Annotated in this window: 35 protein-coding genes and 1 pseudogene; 8 read left to right on the top strand and 28 right to left on the bottom strand. The window is 46.0% G+C overall.

The features are described from left to right. The first annotated feature begins 153 nt into the window (after nucleotides 1-153). Together C1714_RS11940 and C1714_RS11945 are read left to right on the top strand one after the other, a co-directional pair. Nucleotides 154-648 (top strand): hypothetical protein, encoded by a 495-nt coding sequence (locus C1714_RS11940; protein WP_102343463.1) that lies wholly within the window; start codon nucleotides 154-156, stop codon nucleotides 646-648. Further along, entirely contained in the window at nucleotides 645-854 is a 210-nt protein-coding gene (locus C1714_RS11945; protein ID WP_102343464.1) for a helix-turn-helix transcriptional regulator, read from the top strand. The genes C1714_RS11940 and C1714_RS11945 overlap by 4 nt, the downstream gene beginning before the upstream one ends. 45 nt (nucleotides 855-899) lie before the next feature. On the opposite strand, the gene gltS is transcribed toward C1714_RS11945, so the two are convergent. The 22 genes and pseudogenes from gltS to C1714_RS12045 all read right to left on the bottom strand — a co-directional run bounded on the left by gltS (nucleotide 900) and on the right by C1714_RS12045 (nucleotide 15,640). After that, nucleotides 900-2,072, bottom strand: a complete 1,173-nt coding sequence (gene gltS / locus C1714_RS11950; RefSeq protein ID WP_102343465.1) for a sodium/glutamate symporter — start codon at nucleotides 2,070-2,072, stop codon at nucleotides 900-902. Further along, a complete protein-coding gene (locus C1714_RS11955) occupies nucleotides 2,072-3,019 on the bottom strand; it encodes a TAXI family TRAP transporter solute-binding subunit (protein ID WP_167850059.1) in 948 nt (315 codons plus the stop codon). Before C1714_RS11955 ends, gltS begins: the two co-directional genes overlap by 1 nt. A gap of 1,087 nt (nucleotides 3,020-4,106) precedes the next feature. Next, nucleotides 4,107-4,430 (bottom strand): type II toxin-antitoxin system RelE/ParE family toxin, encoded by a 324-nt coding sequence (locus tag C1714_RS11965; RefSeq protein WP_102343468.1) that lies wholly within the window; start codon nucleotides 4,428-4,430, stop codon nucleotides 4,107-4,109. Next, a complete protein-coding gene (locus C1714_RS11970) occupies nucleotides 4,423-4,683 on the bottom strand; it encodes a type II toxin-antitoxin system Phd/YefM family antitoxin (RefSeq protein WP_102343469.1) in 261 nt (86 codons plus the stop codon). Before C1714_RS11970 ends, C1714_RS11965 begins: the two co-directional genes overlap by 8 nt. A gap of 579 nt (nucleotides 4,684-5,262) precedes the next feature. Then, a complete protein-coding gene (locus tag C1714_RS11975) occupies nucleotides 5,263-5,619 on the bottom strand; it encodes a type II toxin-antitoxin system RelE/ParE family toxin (protein WP_102343470.1) in 357 nt (118 codons plus the stop codon). Continuing rightward, complete coding sequence (locus C1714_RS11980; protein ID WP_102343471.1) at nucleotides 5,606-5,920, bottom strand: type II toxin-antitoxin system RelB/DinJ family antitoxin; 315 nt, start codon at nucleotides 5,918-5,920, stop codon at nucleotides 5,606-5,608. The genes C1714_RS11975 and C1714_RS11980 overlap by 14 nt, the downstream gene beginning before the upstream one ends. A gap of 642 nt (nucleotides 5,921-6,562) precedes the next feature. After that, nucleotides 6,563-6,817 carry a helix-turn-helix domain-containing protein gene (locus C1714_RS11985; protein ID WP_102343472.1) on the bottom strand — a complete coding sequence of 85 codons (255 nt, stop codon included), beginning with the start codon at nucleotides 6,815-6,817 and terminating at the stop codon, nucleotides 6,563-6,565. Beyond that, the gene (locus tag C1714_RS13880) at nucleotides 6,817-7,218 is read right to left on the bottom strand and encodes a hypothetical protein (RefSeq protein WP_135567943.1); all 402 of its coding nucleotides are present in this window, start codon (nucleotides 7,216-7,218) and stop codon (nucleotides 6,817-6,819) included. The genes C1714_RS11985 and C1714_RS13880 overlap by 1 nt, the downstream gene beginning before the upstream one ends. Then, nucleotides 7,178-7,915 (bottom strand): carboxymuconolactone decarboxylase family protein, encoded by a 738-nt coding sequence (locus C1714_RS11990; protein WP_102343473.1) that lies wholly within the window; start codon nucleotides 7,913-7,915, stop codon nucleotides 7,178-7,180. The genes C1714_RS13880 and C1714_RS11990 overlap by 41 nt, the downstream gene beginning before the upstream one ends. 24 nt (nucleotides 7,916-7,939) lie before the next feature. Beyond that, nucleotides 7,940-8,482, bottom strand: coding sequence for a flavodoxin family protein (locus C1714_RS11995; RefSeq protein ID WP_102343474.1), 543 nt, complete (start codon nucleotides 8,480-8,482; stop codon nucleotides 7,940-7,942). A gap of 26 nt (nucleotides 8,483-8,508) precedes the next feature. Next, complete coding sequence (locus tag C1714_RS12000; RefSeq protein WP_245305146.1) at nucleotides 8,509-9,006, bottom strand: cyclophilin-like fold protein; 498 nt, start codon at nucleotides 9,004-9,006, stop codon at nucleotides 8,509-8,511. A gap of 132 nt (nucleotides 9,007-9,138) precedes the next feature. Then, nucleotides 9,139-10,044, bottom strand: coding sequence for an alpha/beta hydrolase (locus C1714_RS12005; protein ID WP_245305128.1), 906 nt, complete (start codon nucleotides 10,042-10,044; stop codon nucleotides 9,139-9,141). Nucleotides 10,045-10,063: 19 nt separating this feature from the next. Further along, nucleotides 10,064-11,227, bottom strand: coding sequence for an iron-containing alcohol dehydrogenase (locus C1714_RS12010; protein WP_102343475.1), 1,164 nt, complete (start codon nucleotides 11,225-11,227; stop codon nucleotides 10,064-10,066). A 24-nt stretch (nucleotides 11,228-11,251) separates the two neighbouring features. After that, nucleotides 11,252-12,094, bottom strand: coding sequence for an aldo/keto reductase (locus C1714_RS12015; RefSeq protein WP_102343476.1), 843 nt, complete (start codon nucleotides 12,092-12,094; stop codon nucleotides 11,252-11,254). 10 nt (nucleotides 12,095-12,104) lie between these two features. Continuing rightward, nucleotides 12,105-12,626 (bottom strand): flavodoxin, encoded by a 522-nt coding sequence (locus C1714_RS12020; RefSeq protein WP_102343477.1) that lies wholly within the window; start codon nucleotides 12,624-12,626, stop codon nucleotides 12,105-12,107. Between the two features lie 10 nt (nucleotides 12,627-12,636). Then, nucleotides 12,637-13,032, bottom strand: coding sequence for a MerR family transcriptional regulator (locus C1714_RS12025; RefSeq protein WP_102343681.1), 396 nt, complete (start codon nucleotides 13,030-13,032; stop codon nucleotides 12,637-12,639). Between the two features lie 95 nt (nucleotides 13,033-13,127). Continuing rightward, a complete protein-coding gene (locus C1714_RS14320; protein ID WP_210115339.1) occupies nucleotides 13,128-13,457 on the bottom strand; it encodes a hypothetical protein in 330 nt (109 codons plus the stop codon). Between the two features lie 12 nt (nucleotides 13,458-13,469). Continuing rightward, entirely contained in the window at nucleotides 13,470-14,102 is a 633-nt protein-coding gene (locus C1714_RS14325; RefSeq protein WP_210115340.1) for a hypothetical protein, read from the bottom strand. A gap of 236 nt (nucleotides 14,103-14,338) precedes the next feature. Next, nucleotides 14,339-14,809 (bottom strand): hypothetical protein, encoded by a 471-nt coding sequence (locus C1714_RS12035; protein ID WP_102343478.1) that lies wholly within the window; start codon nucleotides 14,807-14,809, stop codon nucleotides 14,339-14,341. After that, entirely contained in the window at nucleotides 14,806-15,069 is a 264-nt protein-coding gene (locus C1714_RS14470; RefSeq protein WP_245305129.1) for an RNA polymerase sigma factor, read from the bottom strand. Before C1714_RS14470 ends, C1714_RS12035 begins: the two co-directional genes overlap by 4 nt. Nucleotides 15,070-15,093: 24 nt before the next feature. After that, nucleotides 15,094-15,270: pseudogene (locus C1714_RS14630) on the bottom strand (sigma factor); the annotation flags it as partial. 112 nt (nucleotides 15,271-15,382) lie between these two features. Continuing rightward, nucleotides 15,383-15,640, bottom strand: coding sequence for a hypothetical protein (locus C1714_RS12045; protein ID WP_102343479.1), 258 nt, complete (start codon nucleotides 15,638-15,640; stop codon nucleotides 15,383-15,385). 169 nt (nucleotides 15,641-15,809) lie between these two features. Between C1714_RS12045 and C1714_RS12050 the strand changes: the two genes are divergently transcribed. The 5 genes from C1714_RS12050 to C1714_RS13885 all read left to right on the top strand — a co-directional run bounded on the left by C1714_RS12050 (nucleotide 15,810) and on the right by C1714_RS13885 (nucleotide 19,029). After that, nucleotides 15,810-16,595, top strand: coding sequence for a class I SAM-dependent methyltransferase (locus C1714_RS12050; protein ID WP_102343480.1), 786 nt, complete (start codon nucleotides 15,810-15,812; stop codon nucleotides 16,593-16,595). 10 nt (nucleotides 16,596-16,605) lie between these two features. After that, nucleotides 16,606-17,238 carry a class I SAM-dependent methyltransferase gene (locus C1714_RS12055; protein WP_425349061.1) on the top strand — a complete coding sequence of 211 codons (633 nt, stop codon included), beginning with the start codon at nucleotides 16,606-16,608 and terminating at the stop codon, nucleotides 17,236-17,238. Further along, the gene (locus tag C1714_RS12060) at nucleotides 17,235-17,543 is read left to right on the top strand and encodes a hypothetical protein (RefSeq protein WP_102343482.1); all 309 of its coding nucleotides are present in this window, start codon (nucleotides 17,235-17,237) and stop codon (nucleotides 17,541-17,543) included. The genes C1714_RS12055 and C1714_RS12060 overlap by 4 nt, the downstream gene beginning before the upstream one ends. After that, complete coding sequence (locus tag C1714_RS12065; protein ID WP_102343483.1) at nucleotides 17,506-18,033, top strand: hypothetical protein; 528 nt, start codon at nucleotides 17,506-17,508, stop codon at nucleotides 18,031-18,033. Before C1714_RS12060 ends, C1714_RS12065 begins: the two co-directional genes overlap by 38 nt. 135 nt (nucleotides 18,034-18,168) lie before the next feature. Next, nucleotides 18,169-19,029: a hypothetical protein gene (locus C1714_RS13885; protein ID WP_135567944.1), complete on the top strand. Its 861-nt coding sequence runs from the start codon at nucleotides 18,169-18,171 to the stop codon at nucleotides 19,027-19,029. A gap of 102 nt (nucleotides 19,030-19,131) precedes the next feature. Here the strand turns inward: C1714_RS13885 and C1714_RS12075 are convergent, their stop codons facing one another. Both C1714_RS12075 and C1714_RS12080 read right to left on the bottom strand, forming a co-directional pair. Then, nucleotides 19,132-19,734, bottom strand: coding sequence for a hypothetical protein (locus C1714_RS12075; RefSeq protein WP_135567945.1), 603 nt, complete (start codon nucleotides 19,732-19,734; stop codon nucleotides 19,132-19,134). A gap of 64 nt (nucleotides 19,735-19,798) precedes the next feature. After that, nucleotides 19,799-20,080 (bottom strand): ATP-binding protein, encoded by a 282-nt coding sequence (locus C1714_RS12080; protein WP_210115341.1) that lies wholly within the window; start codon nucleotides 20,078-20,080, stop codon nucleotides 19,799-19,801. Nucleotides 20,081-20,117: 37 nt separating this feature from the next. On the opposite strand from C1714_RS12080, the gene C1714_RS12085 reads away from it, so the two are divergent. Then, nucleotides 20,118-20,429, top strand: a complete 312-nt coding sequence (locus C1714_RS12085; protein ID WP_210115342.1) for a hypothetical protein — start codon at nucleotides 20,118-20,120, stop codon at nucleotides 20,427-20,429. 51 nt (nucleotides 20,430-20,480) lie between these two features. Here the strand turns inward: C1714_RS12085 and C1714_RS12090 are convergent, their stop codons facing one another. From C1714_RS12090 to C1714_RS12100, 4 genes are all read right to left on the bottom strand, one after another. Continuing rightward, nucleotides 20,481-20,921 carry a helix-turn-helix domain-containing protein gene (locus C1714_RS12090; protein WP_102343486.1) on the bottom strand — a complete coding sequence of 147 codons (441 nt, stop codon included), beginning with the start codon at nucleotides 20,919-20,921 and terminating at the stop codon, nucleotides 20,481-20,483. Nucleotides 20,922-20,928: 7 nt separating this feature from the next. Beyond that, complete coding sequence (locus C1714_RS12095) at nucleotides 20,929-21,993, bottom strand: alpha/beta fold hydrolase (protein WP_102343487.1); 1,065 nt, start codon at nucleotides 21,991-21,993, stop codon at nucleotides 20,929-20,931. Nucleotides 21,994-22,474: 481 nt separating this feature from the next. After that, nucleotides 22,475-22,600, bottom strand: a complete 126-nt coding sequence (locus C1714_RS14605) for a hypothetical protein (protein WP_280952030.1) — start codon at nucleotides 22,598-22,600, stop codon at nucleotides 22,475-22,477. Nucleotides 22,601-22,609: 9 nt separating this feature from the next. Then, entirely contained in the window at nucleotides 22,610-23,464 is an 855-nt protein-coding gene (locus C1714_RS12100; RefSeq protein ID WP_245305130.1) for an SIR2 family NAD-dependent protein deacylase, read from the bottom strand. Nucleotides 23,465-23,529: the final 65 nt, after the last annotated feature.

The following is a 23,529-nucleotide window of genomic DNA, read 5'->3' on the forward strand; positions in this document are numbered from 1 at the left end:
ATGGGCAGGGGTGTATGTAAATCAGTATACGCCAACGCCTCAGTTCCTTCCCTGTTGCTGACCGAGCCGAAAAATGTAAAATATATTTGACACTCCGAAATACAGCGTCTATTCTGTAGTTGTCAACTATATTTGACACATTGGAGGACTGTCATGAAATATCTTGCCGGCTTTGCACTACCGTTTGTGATCATCCTGTTTCTGATGTATTTTATGCGCGGCCAGAAACCGGTCACGTATGATGAGCGGCAAACGTTTGTTCGCTCAACTGCCTATAAGTATGCACTGATTACCGGTGTACTTACCGGGTTTGCGGCGTCATTTCTGCTTGATCTGCGCCTTCTTCCGATGGACGGCAGTTTTGCCCTGATTGCGGTCAGTTCTTTGATGATCTGTATCTACGTCGTCTATTCCATCTGGAAAGGTGTCTTCTTCGGCATTTCCGGAAGCTGGAAAAGATGGGCACTCGTCATATGCATCATCGGCGTCACCAATTTCTTCATCGGAATTACTAAGATTCTTCAGGAAGGGCTTCCGGAAGGAATCCTCACCAGCAACAACACCGATATCATCATGGGGACACTGTTTCTCATCATCTTTGCCGCAACAATTCTTTCCAGCAGAAAAATGAATGACGAGGATCAATGAAAAACCTAAGACTTAAATCCGCAAGGACAGAAAAAAATCTATCCCAGCAGCAGCTGGCCGATCTTGTCGGCGTATCCAGGCAGACTATCAATGCCATCGAACAGGGCGACTATAACCCTACGATCCGGCTGTGCATCTCCATCTGTAAAGCTCTGGACAAAACACTGGACGATCTTTTCTGGGACCCGGATTCACGACGTTCCTAGCCTTTCTTTCAGCAACGAGATAAATTCAGGAACATCCCCCTGTTTTCAGAACAGGTTTATGAACACGGTAATAACAAGAGAATTGATAAAATCCGCAAACAGACTGCCCACAATCGGAATCAGAAGATAGGCCTTGATCGAATTGCCATAGCGGTTGGTAATGGCAGACATGTTTGCCATCGCATTCGGCGTTGCGCCCATGCCGAAGCCGCAGATGCCCGCCACAATGACAGCTGCATCATAATCGCCGCCCATGAGCCGGAATACGACAAAACGTGTATATACAAACATGAATACGGTCTGACAGCCCAGCAGCAGTACGAGCGGTCCCGCAAGATCCGCCAGCTGCCAGAATTTCAGCGTAATCATCGCGATGCCCAGAAACAGCGACAGACACAGGCTGCCGAATTCATTGATCTCATCCATATGAATGTTGAACGAATGCGTGTATTCACTGATGTTGCGGAACACTGCCGCCGCAATCATAGCACCGATATACACCGGAAAGGTCATCCCCGTCCTGGAAAGCAGCCACGAAAGAACCGTTCCGATGCCTGCCGCAAGAATAATCTGGTAAACCGCCGGCGCATAGTCGGAAAGGGAAAGCTTTTCTTCCTTCTTCACCTGTTCACCTTCCTCCGTTTTCGGCGAAAGATGGTTCTTCTGAATCAGCGCATTGCCTAACGGCCCGCCCATGGAGGAACCTGCAATCAGGCCGAAGGTTGCGGCCGCTGTACACATCGTGGTCGCGCCGCTGACGCCAAAGTCTTCCAGCACCGGTCCGAAGGCACCGGCCGTCCCATGGCCGCCGACCATCGGAATGGATCCGGTCGTCAGGCCGATCAATGGTGACAGTCCCATGGCGGAAGCAGCGCCTACCGCAATCACATTCTGAAGCACAATCAGGAAGATCACCAGAATCAGGAACACAGCCAGATCTTTCCCACCCTGCTTCAGCACCTTGAGATTTGCCTGAAAGCCGACCGATGTAAAAAAGAACACCATCGCAACTTCCCGCAGCGAATCATCAAAATCAATATCCATCAGATTCGTCACATGCAGAATGGTCGTAAGAATCGCAAACACAAAGCCGCCCGCAACCGGAGCCGGAATGCAGAACGTCTTCAGAAACCTCACACGATTGCACAGCCATTGTCCGAAGAACAGCACCACCACCGCAACGGCAAGCGTCTGATACTGATCGAGAGGAACCGACATCACTCATTTCCCCCAAGAGAGATACCGTTCTCTTTGTAATACCTCTCGGCACCGGAATGGAACGGGATCGTAATTCCTTCCACCGCCGTCTCTTTCGTGATTTCTTCGCGCAGCCCGATCTGTTTTCCGATGTCATCAATACTGTCAAACAGCACGCGGCACATGCCGTATACCGCATCTTCCGGTGCCTCATCGGACGCCAGCAGAACTGCCTTTACACCCAGGGTTCTGACCTCGGATATCCCTTCATAGGTGCCGGCGGGAACCGTCGCTTCCACATAACCGTCGAAGGTGTTGCGGATGCGTTCGATTTCGTCATCGGACAGCGACAGGAGGCGAATCGCAGAAGCATTGTCCGCATAGATCTGTACCGGGGCTCCGGCAGTGATGAACATCGCGTCAATACTTCCATCGAGAAGATGACTCATTGCGTCGCTGTAATCATAATTTTCCATCTGGATATTGCCGCTCTGCAGACCGACGGATGACAGAATCTGTCTGGCGTTGCGCTCGGTTCCGCTGTCTTCCTGTCCGATGGATATCGTCCTATTTTCGAGATCATCGAGACTCTCGATATCGGAATTCTTCAGAACAGCGATCTGCACATCCTCCGTCCATAACGATGCGACAGCGGAATATCCCTGATAGGCATTGTCAGAGTCCCCCGTCAGCTCTTCTCCGTAATACATCTCATTGGTGACATCGCTCTGGGCAATTCCCACCTGGATATAGCCTTCGGAAAGAAGACGGATATTGGCCGCACTGCCTGACGTCTCCTTGACCTGGAGCGTATAGTTTTTGTCATTTTCATTGGCAGCTTCACTCAGCAGCGTACCAAAAACGTAATAAAGTCCGCTTGAATCCGCCGTCCCAAAGCGAATGGTCTGCCTACTGACACAGCCTGTCAGTAAAGAAGCCAGCAATACTGCTGTGATCCATCGTTTCATCTTCATTCCCCCCGCTATCTCTTATATATTATCCCAGACAACCGTTGTCTAAGGGCCGGTATCGTTTCCTCGAGAAACCACGGATTGCTTCTGCGCCAGCCCTGATTCAGGGGGCTTGGATGCGTAATGGGGAAAAAACGTGAAAGATAGTCCACATAATGCCGCACCGTTTCCTTAAGATTCTGTTTCTGTCTGTCCTTGTGATAAACCAAAGCTTTTTATCCTTTCCTGATCATTCATTTCTGATACGGAGAAAACCATCTCAGGACCATATTTCCAAAACAGAACTGGCAGCCCTTTTCATAATTCTTCGGCGGCATCCATCCGTAACAGAAATTATAGGTTCTGCGGATAATACATGCGCCGGATCATGTGTCAGATCCACATCCAAAACAGCCCAACATACAAACACGGATGCGCATCCGCGTATCCGTGTGGTCAAACTTTCAGAACCTTCTTGTTGGGGCCCTTTCTGCCCGCCGCTAACAAGGGTTTCGGACTTATCCAGCGCAACAACCTGATAGGCTGACATAATAAACACGGTTTTTGACCAGCCTCAGAGGTTTTATCTGCGAGATAAAAAGGGTCTCTGAGTTTTTTTCCTTTCTAGCTGCAGACATTATAAAAAGCAGATCAGGGACACTCAATCTGATCTGCCAATGACAATTTCATATGAGCGTAACAGGAGGATCCTCGGGGTTGCTTCTTAAACATGATTCCCTCAAATAACGAACTCAAACATACTGCCGCAGAACATCCTCATGGCCCTGCACAGTTAGTATCCACATCGGACGAACTTCATGAAATGTTACTGTTACAGGAAGCTGTCTTTGCAGTGATAGAGATACAGCGGCAGACCGACGAAACTTTGGAAAAATCTCAAACGCATGCATCGGCTTCCGAAATCTGCATGATTGACCTTTCATTTACTGCCTTGCCGGAACTCGAGTAGCCCATATAGAACTGATAAGATTCACCAGCCAGGCCGTTATTCAAAGAAGCACACCTTCATGCAAAATGTGAAGGATCTCTCAAGAAGCTTTACTTTCCATCAATAAACAGGCATTGATACCGGTGGTAACTGCAGTCATAAATAATTGGATCTGTTCTGAAAGTCATGTAGAAATCTGCGAACTTCCATGACGGGACCATCTTCAGTGTCATAAACGACATAATAAACTCCGTATTTTTCAACCTGGATTTTATAGTACGGATGCTTTCTATCATGTCTGGAAGGAAACTTCTGATATGCACCAGGCAGGGATTCAGATCTATTGAGAATTGCTTTCTCAGTCTTATCAACAAGACGATCTGCAGCCTCCGGATTGTTTAGAACAGTCGATATATACACTGCTGCATTCCGAAGGTCTTCCTGAAATAGCGGGAGATAAATCAACCTGTATTTACTCATGCAGAGATTTCCTTACACTGCTGAATGCCTCATCATGTGTCAAGCGTTGATCCGTTGTCTCTGCCTGATGATCCGCTTCATCCAATGCATATTCAATCGGGTCAGTAAGTCTGGAGTATTCTTCGATACTCATTACGACCATTGTTCCGTAGCCATTTTTTGTCAGAAAGACAGGGTTGCCGGCATTTACAGTTTTTTCAATATCGGAGAATTTATTTCTTAAATCAGATACAGGTCTAATATCAAGAGGCATAATTTCGATCTCCTTTGTGAAGTTATTTTATCATAATTACGCCATAATGCAGTGGTACAACAATAGATTCAGCTTACCCAGAGAGTAGTCCGGGCAGTTTTCCCTGTTCATCAGTTACTGTGCATCCAGGGTCCCGTTCGTATGGTAGAACGGTGAATATACAAAATCAGTAGAATCAAGAAATACTCCGGTCAGAGTTCCCTGCGCAGGATGAACAAGATAAGGAAAATCAAGCACCGGGCTGCACAGCAGAAATATGATTGCGAAACCCTCTTACCGTTGCATCGATCGCTTCTCTCAGGTGCTTCTGTTTCTGTGCCAGAAGATCTGCATTGCCCGGATCCATCTTCAGGAGCGTGTTCACGTCCTTAAGATGGACTGAGTATCCCGGATCTCCTTGTTCACACCTTTCAAGGCGTTGGAGAGCTTAGTCGTATCGCCATCCAGCTCGATTGTGATTTCTTTAATACGATCTGCCATAGACTGCCCCCTTCATGGCATGAAAAAACCAGAGCACCACGCAAATGGATGTTCTGGTCCACGGAAAATATGCTTCTATCTATTTGCTTCTATCTATTCTCAGGTATTCGTTTCGGGATTTTCTTCTTCGTAATCTCCCTCACTCAAACCTTTTTGCTGATCTCGTCCCTGATAGATGATGTCAAGAACAGAAACCTCTTTTCTATCTTCATATATTATGAAGTAGATGTAATAGTTCTTGACACTGATCCGGCGAAATCCCATTTCTCCCCAAGGGTTCTCCGGAATTGTTTTCACAGTTGCTGCTCTGTAGGAAAGCTCTTCAATCGCGTTCAGGGATGCTTCTACATGTCCCTCTGCCGCCGATACATTCATAATATTCCGGGCAATATATAAGGCAATATCACGCATTGATTCTTCTGCTTGTTTTGTAATATTAACCTTATAAGAGTCCATGCAGCTCCCCCATTATCCTCTTGCGAACATCCTCTACAGACGAAACTTCTCCATGATCTGCCTGGCGAAGGCCTTCTGCCATTCTTGCGTTGAACTCTTCACGTGACATCTCGCTCAGTGCCTTCGGAGCCTGCACATTCCTTGATGGTTGAAATGGAAGGCCGTTGTCCGTAATGATCTGTCTGTAGAACATGTTGATCGCTACAGAGGAGGGGATACCCATACCTTTTAAAATATTTTCTGCCTTTTCTTTGACATCAGGTTCTACCCTTGCAATAACATTCGCCGTTCTTGTTGCCATACGATCAACCTCCTTACATTCTTTCTATGAGGATAATAACGTATTGTATATCGCTTCGCAATCGCTTTGAATGCATTTGTCAGAACGAATCGAAGTCCTCCTGTGTCGCCACCTGCCGGTACTCCTCGTCGCAAAGGTCATTCCCAGGCTCAATGATCATATCCACTTCGGGACAGCCCGGTAAGTCACTGCAACTCCTTTTGCGTCACAGACGGACTATTAGCAATTGCATTGCGGATCTTATCTGTATTGGCCAGTTCCGTTTCCGAAACGTCATTATGATTCATTTCATGGCTGGCATTGTATGGTTCTTGGTTAGTTTCTTGGCTAGTTTCTTGGCTGGTTTCTTGGCTAGTCTCTCCATCCTGGCGATTCGTATTATTGTTATGACCCCATTTTAATTTTCAGACACATCATCTTGACAGACCAGATAGTGATTATTCGAATCTCTTCGCGATCCACCAATTGATGCAGAGCATGGCATTTCATTCTATGGCTGAAGTTTTCAAGAATTTGCTGCCTGATTTCCTGCGAAAAGGGCGTGTTATAAGGATCTGTCCTTCCACAAGCATACTGATCTCTTTGCGAAATTCCGGGAACCAGAATACATGTTTTACTCCGCGGTACTATATGGTAGGTTCTTCATGGACGCACCTCATTCTGACCGGAAGGCGTATTAGAATTAACATTCTTCTTCGGAGAAACAAACTCCATAATGTCACCGATGTCGCACTGCAGATACGTGCAAATCCTGTCCAGAATCTCCAGTGAGATATAGTCGTTCTTCCCCAGCTTTGCCAGTGAGTTCGTGCTCATATCGACAGCATCGCGAAGTTCTGTACGCTTCATGCCCTTATCAATTAACATTTTCCAGAGTTTGTTATAGCTTACAGCCATTATCGTATTTCCATCATGAATTCGTACTTTGCAGAACAAAATACATTCTTTTCCTTTTTATCAATATAACACCTGTGATGTATCCTCACATTACAAAGATTTGTATTTGCAAATCCAGAATCATCGAGATGGCACTCATCATCGCCTCTCACAAACTTCAGCCAAACAATTACTTGAGTTACTGTGCGAGCAGTGTCTTTGTAATACAAAGCCAATTTTTGCTCGTTGCGGAAGCACCCCCAATCCCCTTGAACATCTCCTGCGGAGATGGCTGCGCGTTCCTTCGAACGCAAAAAAGGGTGATGCCAGTTACCCGGTATCACTCCAATATCGTTATTGAATAGTGCTGCTGATTCCGTATTATTTCGATGCTTCCAGCCACTCTGTGGATGTTTCTTCACCCGGAACTTCTATTGCCAGATGCGAGAACCAGCTGTCCTCTGCTGCGCCATGCCAATGCTTCACGCCAACAGGAATGTTTACGCAGTCACCCGGCTTCATCGCAACCGGTTCCTTGCCCCATTCCTGATACCATCCTCTGCCCCCGACACAGATCAGAATCTGGCCGCCGACGCTTTTGGCATGATGGATATGCCAGTTGTTCTGACAGCCCGGTTCAAAGGTAACATTGTAGATTCCGATCTGCGAAGCAGAAATCGGTGCCAGAAAACTTCTGCCAGAAAAATAACGGGCATAAGCATCATTGGGCTCACCAATCGGGAAGAACAGGGACTTCTGATATTTTTCCATCTCCGTTGCCTCTGCAGGAGCTTCTTCTTTCCAGACTTCCTTCGCCTGATTAAACGCAGCCCAGGCTTTCGGCCATCCCGCATAAAAAGCCACATGCGTCAGGATCGCGGCGATTTCACTTTTCGTCACACCGTGTTCCTTAGCATTTTGAAGATGATACGTCAGTGACGAATCTGTAATACCGGATGACACCAGTGCAACTACTGTGATTATGCACCGGGTTTTCAGATCAAGATCCGGATTATTCCAGTTCTCTCCAAACAACACATCATCATTGAAATGGGCAAACTCCGGAGCAAATTCTCCCAGTCTGTCTCTTCCCGCCGTCTGAACAATCTTACGGTCCATGCTTTTGTTCCTTCTTTTCTTTCTTTAAATAACTGCCTTGCCAAACTGGTAAGCCTTCTCCTGAATATCAGAATTCTCCGCTGCCTCTGCCGCATCGTTCAAGCCGCCGCAGAATAAAGTTCCGGCAAGACGCGCCTTAGGAAAGCAGTCAATCCATCCCTGCAGACCGCTGACTGCCCTCTTTGGTGTACTGGATTCATCTTCTGCCGCGACGGTTAACAGATAAACATTCCGGAACTGATAATCGGAAGGATACAGCGGATTCATCCGATCAAGCAGCGTCTTCATCTGCCCGCTCAAGCCGTAATAATAAATCGGCGTTGAAAATACCAGTGTATCTGCCATCTTTACCTTTTCCGCGATCCAGACCGCATCATCATTCAGAACGCATTTCTGCGTCTTCTGACAGACGAGGCAGCCGGTGCAGAACTTCAGGTTTTTACCTTTGAGACTGATTGTTTCCACTTCATGGCCAGCTTCCCGGATACCCTCTGTCATTTTTTCGGTTAGAAATTCTGAATTACTATGACTCCTTAGACTGGTTGAAATTACAAGTATTTTACTCATGGATTGGTTCCTTTCTGATGTTGTTCTCAATCTGTCTGTATCGTTATCGTTACATCACCTTTGCCAAGCAGTTCAGACAGATCTTCCTTCGTTTTGTCCGTAATTCTGCCCAGTCTTGTATAAGCCCATGAATTGGACCCATAGAAAACTACCAGCTGATTTCCAGAGTAAAGAACAATATCTCCAGCAGATGTCGTTGTCTCTGCATCATCTCTTGGAAGCGATGTCCCGATCGGTCCAACCTGCTCAAAGCCGCCATACATTGACATGTGGATCTGAATTGGTTCTTTCCGCGCAAGTTTTCTCAAAGCTGTTACGGATTCATTGTCTTCCCATGTAACCTGGACCGGTGAGTTTTCTATTGTCATCCTTAAAGCCGCAGATTCCTCCGGCATTGATTCATCCATATTATTTTCCATCTCATCTCCAGTATTGCTTTCCGATGGAGGATCTGTTTCCTTGATGGTTTCCTCCGCAGCCATTCTGAAGCCGCACCCTGAGATAAGTAACATTAAACTGAGCATTCCGGCCAATACAAACCTGTTCATTTCGTTCCGTGCGCTTCTTTTCACTCAATCGGGCTGCTTGCCATTCATCACTTTAACGATTCTTTGAAGAAATTCTCCAGCTTGTCAAACGGAATCTTATCCACTTGATCATAAAGATCGATATGCTCCGCATCCGGAACAATATACAGTTCTTTCGGCTCTGCCGCCTTCTCGTACGCCTTTTCTGAGAATGAGCGAGAATGAGCATGATCGCCTGCTACAACCTGCTACAAAGAGAATCGGACGCGGCGAAATTTCATCAATATAATCAAGGCACTTAAACTGCATCATGGCCAGATTGGAGGTAGTAGTAAAACCGCCTCTCGCGTTGGGATGATGGCCCCGCGGAACTGCATAGAAGCGATTCCATTCATTGGTGATCAGATCCGTTTCCGGCAGAGCTTCCACGGAAGGATATGGCGTTTCCGGAAAACTGGGAATATATTCCGGCTGACCTTGTTCAAAGTCCGACCATCTCTGTTCAGCAAGCTGATGCTTCATCTGATCGATCTGTTCCTTCGTCAGGTTCATCATGCCGCGAACGTCGGAAATATCATACATGGAAGTCGTAGCAACCGCTTTGATACGTACATCAACTGAAGCCGCAGAGAGTGCAAATCCGCCCGATCCACAGATGCCGATCACACCGATCTTCTCCCGATCCACATAGGGAACCTTCACGCCAAGATAATCGACCGCTGCACTGAACGACTCTGCAAACAGATCCGGCGAAGAAACATTCCTTGGCTCTCCTGCGGATTCTCCCATATGTACCTGATCAAACGTCAGAACCACAAACCCGCGCTGCGCCAGTTCATTTGCATAAACACAGGGTCCCTGTTCTTTCACGCCGCCATAGGGTGCGCCGACAATCAGCGCCGGATATTTTCCGGATTCATCCAGATTCTTTGCCCGGTAAATATCTGCCGCAATAGCAATCCCATAGCGGTCATTGAAACGAACATGTTCCCTTATGACGTGTTCACTCAGTTTTGCAATATATCCGTATGCCATTTTTAATCTCCTTTGTCATTTATAAGGATGCTCTGAAAATGTCTGCAATATCCTTCTCTGTCAGCGGCGCCCATGCATTTTCAAGTCCTTCATTTTCTGCTACATGATGTGCCATCTCATCAATACGGCTCTCATCAATACCCACTTCCTTAAGATGCATCGGGATACCGATCGATGCGAAGAACTGGTACGTTTCTTCAATCGCCCGATCTGCGATGTCAAACCGATCCAGATTCGGATCAATTCCAAAGACATTGACACCGTATTTGACAAACCGATCTACAGTCTTTTCGCTTAAGATATGCTTCATCCACCGTGGGGTAATGATCGCAAGTCCCTCCCCATGCGTAATGTCATAGTATGCGGAAAGCGCATGCTCCATACCGTGGCAGGGCCAGCCAGAACCACTGTTTCCAAGCGAATAAATCCCGTTGCATCCATAGGTGCAGTCAAGCATCATTTCCGCTCTTGCCGTATAGTCTTCCGGATTCTCGAGACACTTCTTTGCATTCACCATAAGGCTCTTAAGCGCCGCTTCCATAAATCCATCGTTAAGAAGCGTGGAATCCTCGCAGAAATACTGCTCCATAATGTGATTCATTGCATCTGCGCAGCCGGCAGCCGTCTGTTTTCTGGATACCGTAAATGTGTAAGTCGGATCAAGGAACGAAACCGCAGGATAAAGAAGCGGATCCACATAGCCGATTTTATCGTTTGTCTCGGTTCTGGAAATCACTCCGCCGCAGTCATACTCGCTGCCCGTAGCGGCCAGCGTAATAATATCTACAATCGGAAGTGCTGCCTGTGCCTTTACCTTATAGGAAATCAAATCCCACGGATCCCCATCATACTTTGCTCCAGCTGCGATTGCCTTCGAACAGTCGAGTACGCTGCCTCCGCCAACCGACAGGATCACATCCACATCATGTTCCTTGCAAAGCCTTACGCCGTCCAGGACACTCGGATCATACTTGGGATTCGGCTGAATGCCGGACAGCTCCACGATTTCAAAATCACTGAGAAGCTCCTTTACCTTGTCATAAAGACCAATCTTCTTGATACTTCCGCCGCCGTAGGTCAGAAGAATTCTTCTTCCATATTGACGCATTACTTCGGGCAGCTGTTCCACTACCCCCTTTCCAAAAATCAGTCTGGTTGGTGTAACATAATCAAAATTCTGCATATTCATCCTCCATAAATGCATTACTTACGCTTTTTCAAATTCCGGTTTCCACTGTGCAAACTGCATAAGCTGAGCATCGGTCCTGTGATAATATCTCTCGCCCTTATCCAGCTTTGCAATCTCCACCATTTCCTCATTCGTAAGTTTGAAATCGAAAATACTAAGATTGTCTCTGATATGGTCTACATTTTTGCTTCCAGGGATGACAACAAAGCCCATCTGTGTATGCCAGCGAAGGATTACCTGTGCGGGTGTCTTTCCGTACTTTTTTCCAAGTTTGGCGAAAACTGGTTCATTGATGAGGGATTGATCTCCGTGTCCCAGCGGATACCAGCTCATAAGCCTGATGTTATATTTATCGAGCGTCTTACACAGCTCTTTCTGTGTAAAGTAAGGGTGCGCCTCCACCTGAACAAACTGGGGAACTACTTCCCACTTCGTCTGAAGTTCTTCTATGTACTTTCCTTCAAAATTGGAGATGCCGATGGCTTTTGCTTTGCCTTCACGGTATGCTTTTTCAAGCTTACGGTATCCGGCAAGCCAGTTGCCTGCAGGCTGATGGATGTAAAGGAGATCCACATAGTCCACACCAAGGCGTTCAAGCGTCTCATCAACTGCGTTGTCATTTTCATACTCGCTTGGCCAGAGCTTGGTGGAGAGGAAGATCTCCCCACGCGATACACCACTATCGCGCATTCCGCGTCCGACAGCACGCTCATTGACATAAGCGTTTGCTGTATCAACCAGCCGATAACCCATCTTCAGGGCTTCCCGGACACTGTTTTCTGCCTCAGCAGGTGATAACATAAATGTCCCGATTCCTACGACCGGACATTCCAGTTTGTTGTTCAGAATAATATTCTCCATATGTAACCTCCTACATCAAACCGTTGGACTTCAGCCAGCTCTTAATCTGAGCGTCAGCTTTATTTGCACTGCTTCCGTTGATTGACAGTCCACGTTTCACATCTGCGCCCGGACAAAGCTTTCTGATATCTGATTCACTGGACCCCATTCCACTCCCCTCGTTTGTACAAAGAGGAAGAATTGTCTTTCCTGAAAAATCAAACGCTTCAAGGAAAGTAAATACTGCCATTGGCATTGTTCCCCAATAATTTGGATAACCGAGAATCACCGTGTCATACGCATCAATACTTGTCGGAAGAGACTTGAGTTCAGGTCTTGCATCCTGCTTTTGGTGTTCCTTTGCCTCAACAATGCAGGTGTTATAATCCTTCGCATATGGTGTCTTCATTTCAATTTTGAAGAGATCTGCCCCAATCAGATCTTTGATTTTACGAGCCACAACTTCCGTGTTGCCAACCTCTATATATCTCATAGAACCGCCAAAATAATTTTCATCCGCTCTTGAAAAGAATGCCATTAACGTCTTGGCCATAGTATCTATCTCAATCTTTCTTAATATTCTCAGCATCCCATGAAAGGACACCGGTCTTCACGGCTTCTTCATACCGGGAAATCTTGTAATTGAGCCTGTCCATAGTGGCCTGATACATATCTAAATTCTTCTGTACCTCCGCACGCGCTTCCATCAAAAGATCCCGTCTTGCTGCGATCGTAGAATCACCCTGCTGGAAAAGCTTTACATACTCAATCAGCATTTCTACTGGAACCCCGGCATTTCTCATGCAGACAGCATTCTCTACCCATTTCAGATCTTCATCGGAATAATCTCTGATGCCACCTTTCGTTCTTCTGACTTCCGGAATTACACCTACGCGCTCGTAGTAGCGCAGCGTGTCCGGAGAAAGATTGAATTTTTCGCAAACTTCTTTTATCGTCATCGTCATCACCCTCTTTACAGTTTGCCTCTTACTTTGTCATCTGTAACTGGACTATACTCCTTGGAGTTAACTCCAGGTCAAGTATTATTTTGGAATTAATTCAGTTGTCCTCGCAAAATCATCTCCGCATTTCTTCTAGCATTGGCAAGATCTCTCATCCGTTCCCGCTCCGTGCGGTACTGGGCATACTCCGCATTCTTTTCCTTGGCAAGACGGTTGAACTCCTCATTCAGCTCCGCAGCTCTTGGAATCTTCTTAAGTCCCGGCTGATCAAAGGCATCCTTCGCTGCCTTGTGCAGTGTGATCTCTTTCCTATGGGCTTCAAAGAAATTCCTGCTGTATCCTTCCTTCCGGTATGCCGTGTAGATGTCGCGTGTCTTGCTGTAGTTGATGATATGCATCCGCAGCTCCCGGATCTCCTGCATCCGTACATCTTTCTATTGGATGTCGGAAAGCAGATGATCCGTCTGCGCTGCCGCTTCCTTTGCAAGCCGCTTCAACTGCTCATAATCGTGGATATCGTTCTCCTGCAGAAACAGCAGAACCTTTGCCCAGCGCTGATAACCTGCTCCCTTGCCTTCCTGAATCTTTTTCTGCAGATCAATCAGCAGGTCGATCCTCTGGCGTTTGCCCGATGTGTGCTGCACAGAAGGCGACTGCTGTGGGTTCTCCAAGATCTGCATTAGGTCCTGTGTTTTGAAGCCCACATGCAGCGAGTCCAGGCGAATGAATCGCTTCTGCGCCCTGCCCTTTACAGCGATGTGTTTTCCGCGCTTAATTTCGTATCCTTCCTGACGGAGCAGGTCCAGAAATGTCTCCAGATCTTTCGGCTTCTTCTTCAGAATCTCTGCGATCACGGCTTCTAATTCGCTGCGGATCGTGTGCCGCTTGGGATAGACTGTTCTCTTGTTTTGCTCTGCATAGGGCTTTCTTTGAATGATGCTGTAACAATGTTCAAAGAAGAGGATATCCGAAAGACGCTGCAGCGCGATGCCGGTGATCTCCTGATACTGCCGTCTTGCAAGCAGGAATTCTTCTGCAGCCGTCTCCGGCTGGCATGCATATGCCATGATCAGCTCTCCGTCTTTTCCGGGTTCTGTGAATATTCAATCCGCTCATTCATGCTTGCAGATGCACCTTTACTCTTGTTCACATGCAGAGCGATCAGTCTTGTCGCTGCCATTATTCCTCCTGATAAGCATAAAAAAGCTTCCTTATTCGATTTATCAAACCGAATTGAAATTCTTATAAGATGGAAAAAGAGCAGTCGATTTCCTCGGCTGCCCCTATTTCATAAAATAGTGGATTATTTTTTTTCTTCTAAGGGGATAATCTCGTAAACGGCAATCACGCCATTACTGATATCACTATCTTCTTTCAGATAGCAAACTTTGATTGTATCTCCGATTTGCGCTCTTTTTACATACTCAACTGTATTAAGTTCCCCTAAATCCTCTGTGTCAATGGCAATACTTTCCGTTAGCTCACGCTCTGGTGTTCCCTCTATTGGCTCTACTATCAAAGCGCCGTTCTGAACTTCCAACACCTTAGCTTCAAAAGCCATTTTAGTTGCAATAACATTTGTGGTCGTATCGTCTTGTGGGGAATTTAGGATATGCGAAACACTAATCGCTGCAACCACAAGGCACAAACAAGCTGCAACAGCTCCCCACTTTACCCAAATGGGCTTTTTAGATTTCTTCTTGTAATTGAGAGCTTCATCAACATATTTTGTATCAAGTTCGCTCATAGCGTCAGAAAGCTTTTTTGAGTTCATACGAATACCTCTCTTTCAATCAAGTATTGTTTCATCTTCTCGCGGATACGGGTCCGGCAGGACAGAGATATTTTCTCTGAAAGCCCTACAAACCCGGCTATATCCTTGTAGCTATCAGAGAACCAATAGCGGCGTATAAAGATAACGCGGTTTTCGGTAGTCAGCGTATCCAAAAAGTTTTCAATGATACCGGCTAATTCTCTGGCTTCAATTTCCTCTAAAGCAATCGTGTAATGGCTGCTTCGTTTGGCTGCTTCCATTCTCCAATAGATTTTGAGCGAAATGTTCCGAACGATTTTCAAAAGATAAGACACCAGCGGGTTAGGTCGTGCCGGGGGAATGGCGTTCCATGCGCCTAAATAAGCGTCGTTTACACATTCCTCCGCGCCACGCCGACTCCCTACTATATGGCAGGAAAGATTATGGCAGACTTTTCCGTATTTTATGTCCAGTTCCCCTATGCCCTGTTCTCAACGCTCGAAAAACATTTCTATGATTCTTTCATCGTCTATCATCACACCGCCTCATTTCCGGCTTCACCTATATACTACGGTTTAAGCGGCGAATACTGCATCAAATCTCAAACCTTTTCAAAAAATTCCTGCCGTACCCTGCCTTTGGGTATGCCGTGTAGATGTCGCGTGTCTTGCTGTAATTGATGATATGCATCCGCAGCTCCCGGATCTCCTGCATCCGTATCTCTTTCTGTTTAATGTCGGAAAGCAGATGATCCATCTGCGCTGTCGCTTCCTTTGCAAGCCGCTCATGCATGCTTGCAGATGTGCCCTTACTCTTGTTCACATGCAGAGCGATCAGTCTTGTCGCTGTCATTTTCTCCTCCTGATAAGTATAAAAAACGGAGACCATCCCACCAAAAGAAGCGGAATAGTCCCCGGAAAAACATGATTTTCTGTGAGTCTTCTGCAGTGAATATGATATAGTTAGTTCATACTAACCTATAAGAATATACATGCTTTCCTATATGCGAAAAGGAGATCTAATGAAACCTGATTATAAAAACTGGATGCCAGAAGGATTGGTCATATCTGCGATCGCAGCCTTTGCCATCTGCATGATCTGCTCTGTCCTGTCATCACTGTACATAGCTCCTGGCAGCCTGAAGTCAATCGTATTGACCATACTGCTATTACTTTCCATTGTATTTGCATATCTTTCCTTGAAGGCTGTCATGATGTTCCGTGCTTTTTCCTACAATGGCAGACGGAAGCTGTCGAAAGAAGTGATTGATGGCATTGCTGCACGGATTTCTCTTTCCAAAGGACAGAAAGGACTGGATGTCGGATGTGGCAGCGGTGCGCTTGTCATTGCCTGTGCCAGAAGAAATCCCGATGCGGCATTTGTTGGCATTGACCGCTGGGGAAAGGAATATGCCTCTTTCAGCAAGTCATTATGTCAGCGCAATGCAAAAGCAGAAGGTGTATCCAATGTCACCTTCTGGCAGGGTAATGCAGTCAAGCTGCCTTTTGAGGATGAATGTTTTGATGCTGTTTTCAGCAACTATGTGTATCACAATATTCCTTCTCATGACCGGCAGGAAATTCTGATGGAAACACTGCGGGTATTGAAAAAAGGCGGCACCTTTGCCATTCATGACATCTTTACCAAAGGCAAATATGGTGACATGCAGGCATTCGTAAAGAAGCTGAAGGATATGGGTTATGAAAAAGTAGAATTGATAGATACGACAAATGGTCTGTTTATGACCAGAAAGGAAGCAGGAAGACTGATGTTAACAGGCTCAGCACTTCTGACAGGATGGAAATAACCATATGGATTTGATCAAAAACTATCTCCAGCAGACGCAGAAGCCAGATGGGCTCCTCGGCAGTCTGATGATTTCCAGCATGAACCGTCACCATGCAAAACTGGCAGACTGGGGCATGTCCCATCTTGTCAATATATCTCCAGATACCATTGAAGAACTGGGCTGCGGCGGTGGGAGAAATGTGAAAGCCCTGCTGAAAAAGTACCCGGACGCAAAGATCTCTGCGCTGGACTATTCCGCACTGAGTGTGCGCAAGACCATGCAGACTAACCACCGAGCCATCATGGCAAAGCGATGCACGGTAGTACAGGGCAGTGTAGCAAAACTTCCCTTTTCATCAGAAAGCATGGACCTTGCAACTGCCTTTGAGACCATCTACTTCTGGCCTGATCTGGCAGAATGCTTCAAGGAGGTTTACCGCACCCTGAAACCAGCTGGCTTTTTCCTCATCTGCAATGAATCGGATGGCACAGATGAGATGGGCAAAAAATGTGAAACCATTATTGATGGCATGAAATGCTATACGCAAGATCAGATTACAGCATGTCTGAAACAGGCAGGTTTTGCCTCGGTTGAAGTGATTTACCATGAAAGAAAACCATGGCTGACAGTGATCGCAATAAAAGGAGACGCTGTCAAATGAAATTTGAAACACTTGGAGAAGAGGACCATCCTGCCATATTGATGTTTCCGGGGATGCTTTGCTCCTCAAAAAGCATGATGCCAATCGCAGAAAGGATGTCCAGACAGTATGATGTCATTCTGGCTGTTTACGATGGCTATGACGGCACAGGATCCGTGTATCATCATGCCCAAGAAGAAGCAGAACGGACACTGCAGTGGCTGAAAGAGCATGATATTTCATCACTTGCAATGGCGCATGGCACTTCCATGGGGGGCAGAGGTTCTGATGGCATTTGTACAGCTGGCCCAGCAGCAGAATTATGAAGTAAAACACTGCTTCTTTGACGGCGGTCCCTTCTTCCGCTTTTCATCCCTGCACAGGAAAATCATGTATACAGTCTTTCGAATGATCGCAGGAAAAGTAAAAGGCCATGACAATGAAGCAGGCGTTCAGAAGTTCCTGCACAGCAGAAAGATGCAGAATGTACCAGATAAAGAAGCGTATCATGACATGATTGCCGATATGTTCCATAATGCACAGAATGTCAAGCCGGAGTCGCTCAAAGCAATGACCGAAACCTGCTATCATTTCACTTTTGAGCAGCTTCCCGAACAAATACAGAAGAAATGCACCTTTCTGTGGGGTGAAAATGAATCTGCCAGAAAGTCAGAACATGATATACGAAAAGCATATCCGCATGCATCCGTAATAATTAAGGAAGAATACAGGCACTGTGGCTATCAGGTCCTGGATCCAGATGATTATGTCAGAATGATGATGAATATCATGAAGAATATGATTAGGAAAATCTAGGATACAGATCATCAATCCAAATGAAAGGCGAATACAGCTGTGAAAACTGCCTGATCCATCGATGATTAAGGCCAGCTTCATCCAAATATACAGAGCTATTTGGATTGTGCTGACCAAGTTTGTCCTCCTCTATATTTGAGCTCAGATATCGCCATCTATTTCAAGGCCGATTCAAGAAGTTCTTCTGCGGCCTCAGGGTTAATCACTCGCATCACATTATCTTCTGCATCTTCTTTGCCAAGAAAATTAATACTTCCATACCACAATATTTTTGTAGGTACGTTACGAGCGGATGAATCCTCCGATGCCCTCCCCTGCAGGCTCCAGCAGAGCAATGATTACAGCTGCCGCAAAGATCACGAGGAAGCCGGCCACTGCCATCCCTGTCAGGATCAGGCATTGCGTCCATTCCTGCGCGAACATGAATCAGATATCCCAGCCGATGATAAAGAACATCAGCGATCCGATGACATAGCTCGAAAGATTGGTCAAAAACTTAAACAGAAGCTCGACAGTCCCGACAATCAGGAACAGCGGAACTGCGAGGATTATGAAAATAATACGAATCGCCAGCATGGTTTCTCTGCCTCCTTTTCCATTTCTGATTTCAGTAAAACAGAGCAATCTGGTGATCGCAAGGATGCCGATGCAAAATTACCGCACCGCAGAGAGCGCCTCGAGAATTCCCTTTTCCCGCCTCCAGGATCCTGCCAAACTGTTCCCGCAGATCCCAAGCGCATTGGCATAGGCCTGCATGCTGGCACCTCTCATCTCTTCAAACTTCATCATCACATTACTCTTTTCCTTCCGTGCCTGCAGGGCGGATGGTCTTTCCGTCTGCCGTTCTGCTTTTCTTACATCGTACTTCTCCGCCAGCTCAAGCACTCTGTCCTTGCCTTCATTGCAACAGACATGATCGGAGCGCTGATCTTCCAAGCTGACTGCGGCTGCGGATTCTTAATGCATTGCTCATATACGTTTGCCTCCTGTTCTTGAGCATAAAAAATCAGCCTCTCACTGGATGTGAAAGACTGATATGTATCATCAGCCAGGATTGTTTCAGTTCTGCAAACGGGAATTTGTATAAAAGTTCTCTTATTACGTCCGATCCAATAAAACTCTGGCTAAGGATATGCCATTCTTTTTACAGTAAAAAGCTGCTTTGATCAGACTTGTAGCACGATCTCTGTTTACTTCCATTACTGATAACTTCATTGGTTCATCAGTCAGTAACAGTTTGTTATCTTTTCCGAGCAATAGAAGATTATACTCATCTTCTTCAACCTGTATTTCCCATACAGGAATGCTTGTATCAAGTCCAGCTCTTTTCAATAAGGCGGCTGCATCTTCTCTGATTCCATCTGCATGAATGGAATCATGAATTTCTTCATCCATAAACTTTGAAGTCATTTCTGTCAGACGTTGATCCAGTGTTGAAAAGTCTACACCTACTTTTTTATAAACAACACCCATGAAATCTGTCATGAATTCTTCACCAGCGATTTCATTCAGCAGGCTTTCATATCTGTCCAGATCATCCAATGTGTATTCATCCAGATTGAGCATAAAACGCAGAATGATCTGTCCAAAGAAGGGAAGCGCGATATACTCTTCAAATGAAAGCGCATGATCAGACATTAATTCTGTTCTTTGGGAGATTTCTCGAATTCTGTTTACAAGCAGCTCGTTTGTTAGATACATCTTTCTTCCTCGCAAACTCCGATTTGCTTAATTCCATCACTCTCTTGCTGCCTTTATTCAATCTTCAGCAGCCAGTCTGATAAATTGTGAATCCTGATGCCTTCATAGTCATAGGTCTCATGCCTGGTGTTGGCCAGAATAAGCTTGGGATACGCATCTTTGATCTTAAGCAGGGATCATACTCACGTTTAAAGGTCTCAGGCCGCGATATATCGTCACTTAGCTGAATATACATCTTTTCATCGCCGCGGACTGCAACAAAATCCACTTCTTTCTGATACATCTTTCCAACATAAACCTCGAAGCCACGCCGCATCAGTTTGATGCAGACAATATTTTCATACATCCGGCCATAATCTAAGCAGAGGATACTTGATTCCATTATGCCTTATAGTTTCCATGTCCGGCAGATGCAGGAGAACATTGCAAAAGCTATCATACCCGCCGACACGATGCGCCCGGGCGGTATTCAGGCCAGGCTCGATAAGCTGCAGAAGGAGCTCATCCGAAAGGCTAACAGCAAGCAGGACTACGATGCCATCGCCGAGCTGCAGGACCTCATCGGAGGTCAGCAATCCGAAATCGCCGAATTCGACGAAAGCCTCGTCCGAAAGCTGATCCGGCAGATCACCGTTTACGACGACCAGTTCACCGTGGAATTCAAGTCCGGCCTCACAATTGACATCGAAGCATAAAAAGGCTCCTCGCCGCCGACGCATTTGCCGGCAGTGAGGAGCCTTGGTCTGTTATTCCTCTGATTTGGAAGATGCCCACTCCATTGCTTTTTTCATTCTTTCTTCAAATATCTCTGCCGGGACGAGAGCTATGCCTTCCTCATCGTCACTGAGCACAATTAATCTTTGTCCTCCGGTAAGACTGAATTTTTCGCGAGCGGCTTTGGGAATTACGAGTTGTCCGCGCTCGTTTATTGTCACTGACCCCCATATATTTCTTCCGTTTGGCGCGGGTGGAATGCTCTCTTTTCCATCTATTGTTTCTGTTTTTATCAGGCTATCAATCGTAATACCATAGATATCTGCAAGACGCTTGCATTTTTCAATATCCGGAACGGTTGCGCCGCTCTCCCATTTTGCATAGGCCTGACGAGAGATATCTATTTTTTCGGCAATTTCTTCCTGAGAAAAACCATGCATATTACGAAGCATAACAAGATTTTCTTTTAGCATAATGTCCTCATTTTGATTGCAGAGAGTTTACCGCTTCAATATAGAACGCACTATGCGCAGTATGAATCACATGATCACTGTCTTCGGTCTCGACCAGCAGGCAATTGTCACCTATACAGGCTGCTGCTCTCACAGCCTGCTCGCGGGATGCCGCACACAGATATGTTCCGTTCTCGTGAACATTCTCCTTCGCATGAATATAAACACAGGGAACTTCTATTGCAGATAGTATTTCCTCATGCGTCAGAGCGTGATTCCAACTTAGGTCATAGAATCGTTCGCCATACCTAAAATCATATTTTTTGACATATTCAAAAACATACCAGATCGAAGACGGTAGGAAACCTATCTGAACAGCCGCGTCAGGTTTTTTCTGATGCTGCTTTTGTGCATAGTCTGCAATTTTCGGCATTGCAGCAGCCATGTATAGCTGTCCCCAGTAACAATGTCGCAAATAGTAGCTTTCCCAACACTCCACTTTCTCTGACTGATTCCAATCATGCAAAGGCTTATAGGTATCAAGATATGCAAAGCTCTCTTCCCAGCCTTCTCCTTCAGTAGAGAATACGGGAGGATCTTCCAGCACTACTCCGGCTATGTTTTGACCGCCGTATGCTGCAATATAGGCAGCAGTAATAGCTCCGTTCGAATGACCTGCTACAACTGTGGGTCCGCCAATAACATGATCGACAAACCAAATGAGATCATCCCCGTTTACATCAAGATAATACAGGCTTTCATCATGTGTTGATTCTCCATGGCCGTAAACATCGACTGCGTAGATATGCCAATTTTTACTAAGCTCCGGTAACACAAGAGCATAGTCTTCCCAAATGCTCATCTGCCCGTGAATTAGCAGAAGTGCGGGCTTTTCATTGCTCACTTCACCATAGTTTATTACATTACCGTTCGGAAGAGTGACCTGTTTTTCTTCAGCACCCGCCGTCTTCAGTGCTTTTTCATATTTGTCAAACCAGTGCGTATTATGATGCCAATAAAGTCCGAAAGCGACAGCGGCAACAACAATTATGGCCAATAAGACGATTCCAAAAATGATCATAACGTTTTTCATGAGAACCTCCGTGTTTGATTCTTATGAAAACTGTAATGAAAGGTTGCTCGATTCTCTACCAATCAAAGATGTCGGAAACTATCAATTTCTGTTATGTTTAGTTGCGTAATCGCCCACAAAAGCCCTGACTTCCGCCCTGACATCTATCTCGCAGCCACAACTCCCCAGCATCTAACTCGGCAACGCAACATAGTGACATCTATCGTGGCAGCTCAACTCTCACACTATTTGACCTGATTTGCCTTTAGATAAGTTACTGTGAAGTGTTTAGTCTGCCTGATATCAAATTTGCCCGTTGCCCGAAAACCGCAGTAGTACTGGGCTTTCATGGCTATTTCCCTTCGACATTTGACATCAATACTACCGTCTCGACGTGGAATTCAAGTCCGGGATCACAATCGACATCGAAGCATAAAACAAGGCTCCCTTACTACCAATGATGGCAGTTTTGGAGCCTGTTTTTTCTTTTATAGACCTGTTGTTATTTCATCTTCGCAAACACATCACCAATATCCCCATCGATGCAGATGCTTCTGTTTGCAATTTTGCCCGGACAAAATGCCTCGCCATAATTGATACAAGCATACACCGCCTTTTCATTTTCCATCGTCATTTGCTAGAACGGATACTTCACAATGACAGGTGTATTAGCTCCTACGCCAAGCTCCAGATAAAGCACATGAAGGCGCTCATGTCTGCGCAGGAAGTCCGCATATGCCGCCGATGCCCTGTGCCAGCCTTCATCCTCGACAAATGAATCATCCGCGCGAAGATTCATGGTAACATCAGCCCCATCATCCGGACATTTTGGAATGAGCGATACCGGAATCTTCATTTTCAGTTCACCACTTTCCGGAACCTGAAACACCGCATTCTCGTCCCTTATGAACCCCTGAGCCTCCATTGCTTTCATTACCCATTCTTCATTATCATAGGTTTTCTGTATGGATGAATTGGCGCTCTGGAAAAGTCCATAGTCTCCTTGGGTGTAGAACAGACGCCTTTTATCGAATCCTGCTCTCTGAAACTGGTGATCTACGTTCGTTGTAACAACAAAATAATCCTTATCCTTCACAAGTGTGAGCAGTTCCCTATAGACAGGATTCGGCGCATCAATATATCGGTTGTAGTAGATATGCCTTGCCCACCATGCCCAGCGTGTTTCTTCATCGGGGAAGGGATAGAAACCGCCGGAATACATATCCCGGATGCCGTACTTCCTTGCAAAGTCAAAGAAGTACCTTTCAAATCTCTCTCCGCTATAGGTCAGTCCGGCGGAAGTAGAAAGTCCGGCACCCGCTCCAACCACAATAGCATCTGCCTCTTCGATCTCTTTCTTTAATCTGGCAATTTGTTCCGCCTTAGAACCTGTTTCGAATGTCATATTTTTGCTGAAATACCGCACCGCACTGAGTCCCTTCTGAATGCTCTTCTGATAGCCGTTCGGCATTTCATCGTATGAGTTCTTCATAGTATTTTTTGTCCTCGTCCTTAAAAACATTTCGAACAGTAAACAATTTTGTGGATGAATAAAAA

The sequence above is a fragment of the Galactobacillus timonensis genome, from assembly GCF_900240265.1.
Classification (GTDB): domain Bacteria; phylum Bacillota_I; class Bacilli_A; order Erysipelotrichales; family Erysipelotrichaceae; genus Bulleidia; species Bulleidia timonensis.

Excerpts from the sequence above, each read along its gene's own strand:
- C1714_RS12020 (WP_102343477.1), bottom strand. The coding sequence starts at position 12,626 with ATGGCCAAGACGTTAATGGCATTCTTTTCAAGAGCGGATGAAAATTAT.
- C1714_RS12005 (WP_245305128.1), bottom strand. The coding sequence starts at position 10,044 with ATGGCATACGGATATATTGCAAAACTGAGTGAACACGTCATAAGGGAA.
- C1714_RS12075 (WP_135567945.1), bottom strand. The coding sequence starts at position 19,734 with ATGTATCTAACAAACGAGCTGCTTGTAAACAGAATTCGAGAAATCTCC.
- C1714_RS12090 (WP_102343486.1), bottom strand. The coding sequence starts at position 20,921 with ATGCTAAAAGAAAATCTTGTTATGCTTCGTAATATGCATGGTTTTTCT.
- C1714_RS12100 (WP_245305130.1), bottom strand. The coding sequence starts at position 23,464 with ATGAAGAACTCATACGATGAAATGCCGAACGGCTATCAGAAGAGCATT.
- C1714_RS14605 (WP_280952030.1), bottom strand. The coding sequence starts at position 22,600 with ATGGAAAATGAAAAGGCGGTGTATGCTTGTATCAATTATGGCGAGGCA.
- C1714_RS12015 (WP_102343476.1), bottom strand. The coding sequence starts at position 12,094 with ATGGAGAATATTATTCTGAACAACAAACTGGAATGTCCGGTCGTAGGA.
- C1714_RS11945 (WP_102343464.1), top strand. The coding sequence starts at position 645 with ATGAAAAACCTAAGACTTAAATCCGCAAGGACAGAAAAAAATCTATCC.
- C1714_RS11995 (WP_102343474.1), bottom strand. The coding sequence starts at position 8,482 with ATGAGTAAAATACTTGTAATTTCAACCAGTCTAAGGAGTCATAGTAAT.
- C1714_RS12085 (WP_210115342.1), top strand. The coding sequence starts at position 20,118 with ATGCCTTATAGTTTCCATGTCCGGCAGATGCAGGAGAACATTGCAAAA.
- C1714_RS11980 (WP_102343471.1), bottom strand. The coding sequence starts at position 5,920 with ATGGCAACAAGAACGGCGAATGTTATTGCAAGGGTAGAACCTGATGTC.
- C1714_RS12010 (WP_102343475.1), bottom strand. The coding sequence starts at position 11,227 with ATGCAGAATTTTGATTATGTTACACCAACCAGACTGATTTTTGGAAAG.
- C1714_RS11940 (WP_102343463.1), top strand. The coding sequence starts at position 154 with ATGAAATATCTTGCCGGCTTTGCACTACCGTTTGTGATCATCCTGTTT.
- C1714_RS12080 (WP_210115341.1), bottom strand. The coding sequence starts at position 20,080 with ATGTATGAAAATATTGTCTGCATCAAACTGATGCGGCGTGGCTTCGAG.
- C1714_RS12050 (WP_102343480.1), top strand. The coding sequence starts at position 15,810 with ATGAAACCTGATTATAAAAACTGGATGCCAGAAGGATTGGTCATATCT.
- C1714_RS14320 (WP_210115339.1), bottom strand. The coding sequence starts at position 13,457 with ATGCAGGAGATCCGGGAGCTGCGGATGCATATCATCAACTACAGCAAG.
- C1714_RS12065 (WP_102343483.1), top strand. The coding sequence starts at position 17,506 with ATGGCATTTGTACAGCTGGCCCAGCAGCAGAATTATGAAGTAAAACAC.
- gltS (WP_102343465.1), bottom strand. The coding sequence starts at position 2,072 with ATGTCGGTTCCTCTCGATCAGTATCAGACGCTTGCCGTTGCGGTGGTG.
- C1714_RS14470 (WP_245305129.1), bottom strand. The coding sequence starts at position 15,069 with ATGGAAGCAGCCAAACGAAGCAGCCATTACACGATTGCTTTAGAGGAA.
- C1714_RS11990 (WP_102343473.1), bottom strand. The coding sequence starts at position 7,915 with ATGGACCGTAAGATTGTTCAGACGGCGGGAAGAGACAGACTGGGAGAA.
- C1714_RS11955 (WP_167850059.1), bottom strand. The coding sequence starts at position 3,019 with ATGAAACGATGGATCACAGCAGTATTGCTGGCTTCTTTACTGACAGGC.
- C1714_RS14325 (WP_210115340.1), bottom strand. The coding sequence starts at position 14,102 with ATGGCATATGCATGCCAGCCGGAGACGGCTGCAGAAGAATTCCTGCTT.
- C1714_RS11970 (WP_102343469.1), bottom strand. The coding sequence starts at position 4,683 with ATGCCTCTTGATATTAGACCTGTATCTGATTTAAGAAATAAATTCTCC.
- C1714_RS11975 (WP_102343470.1), bottom strand. The coding sequence starts at position 5,619 with ATGGACTCTTATAAGGTTAATATTACAAAACAAGCAGAAGAATCAATG.
- C1714_RS12035 (WP_102343478.1), bottom strand. The coding sequence starts at position 14,809 with ATGAACTCAAAAAAGCTTTCTGACGCTATGAGCGAACTTGATACAAAA.
- C1714_RS12045 (WP_102343479.1), bottom strand. The coding sequence starts at position 15,640 with ATGACAGCGACAAGACTGATCGCTCTGCATGTGAACAAGAGTAAGGGC.
- C1714_RS11965 (WP_102343468.1), bottom strand. The coding sequence starts at position 4,430 with ATGAGTAAATACAGGTTGATTTATCTCCCGCTATTTCAGGAAGACCTT.
- C1714_RS12095 (WP_102343487.1), bottom strand. The coding sequence starts at position 21,993 with ATGAAAAACGTTATGATCATTTTTGGAATCGTCTTATTGGCCATAATT.
- C1714_RS12000 (WP_245305146.1), bottom strand. The coding sequence starts at position 9,006 with ATGCTCAGTTTAATGTTACTTATCTCAGGGTGCGGCTTCAGAATGGCT.
- C1714_RS12025 (WP_102343681.1), bottom strand. The coding sequence starts at position 13,032 with ATGACGATAAAAGAAGTTTGCGAAAAATTCAATCTTTCTCCGGACACG.
- C1714_RS11985 (WP_102343472.1), bottom strand. The coding sequence starts at position 6,817 with ATGGCTGTAAGCTATAACAAACTCTGGAAAATGTTAATTGATAAGGGC.
- C1714_RS12060 (WP_102343482.1), top strand. The coding sequence starts at position 17,235 with ATGAAATTTGAAACACTTGGAGAAGAGGACCATCCTGCCATATTGATG.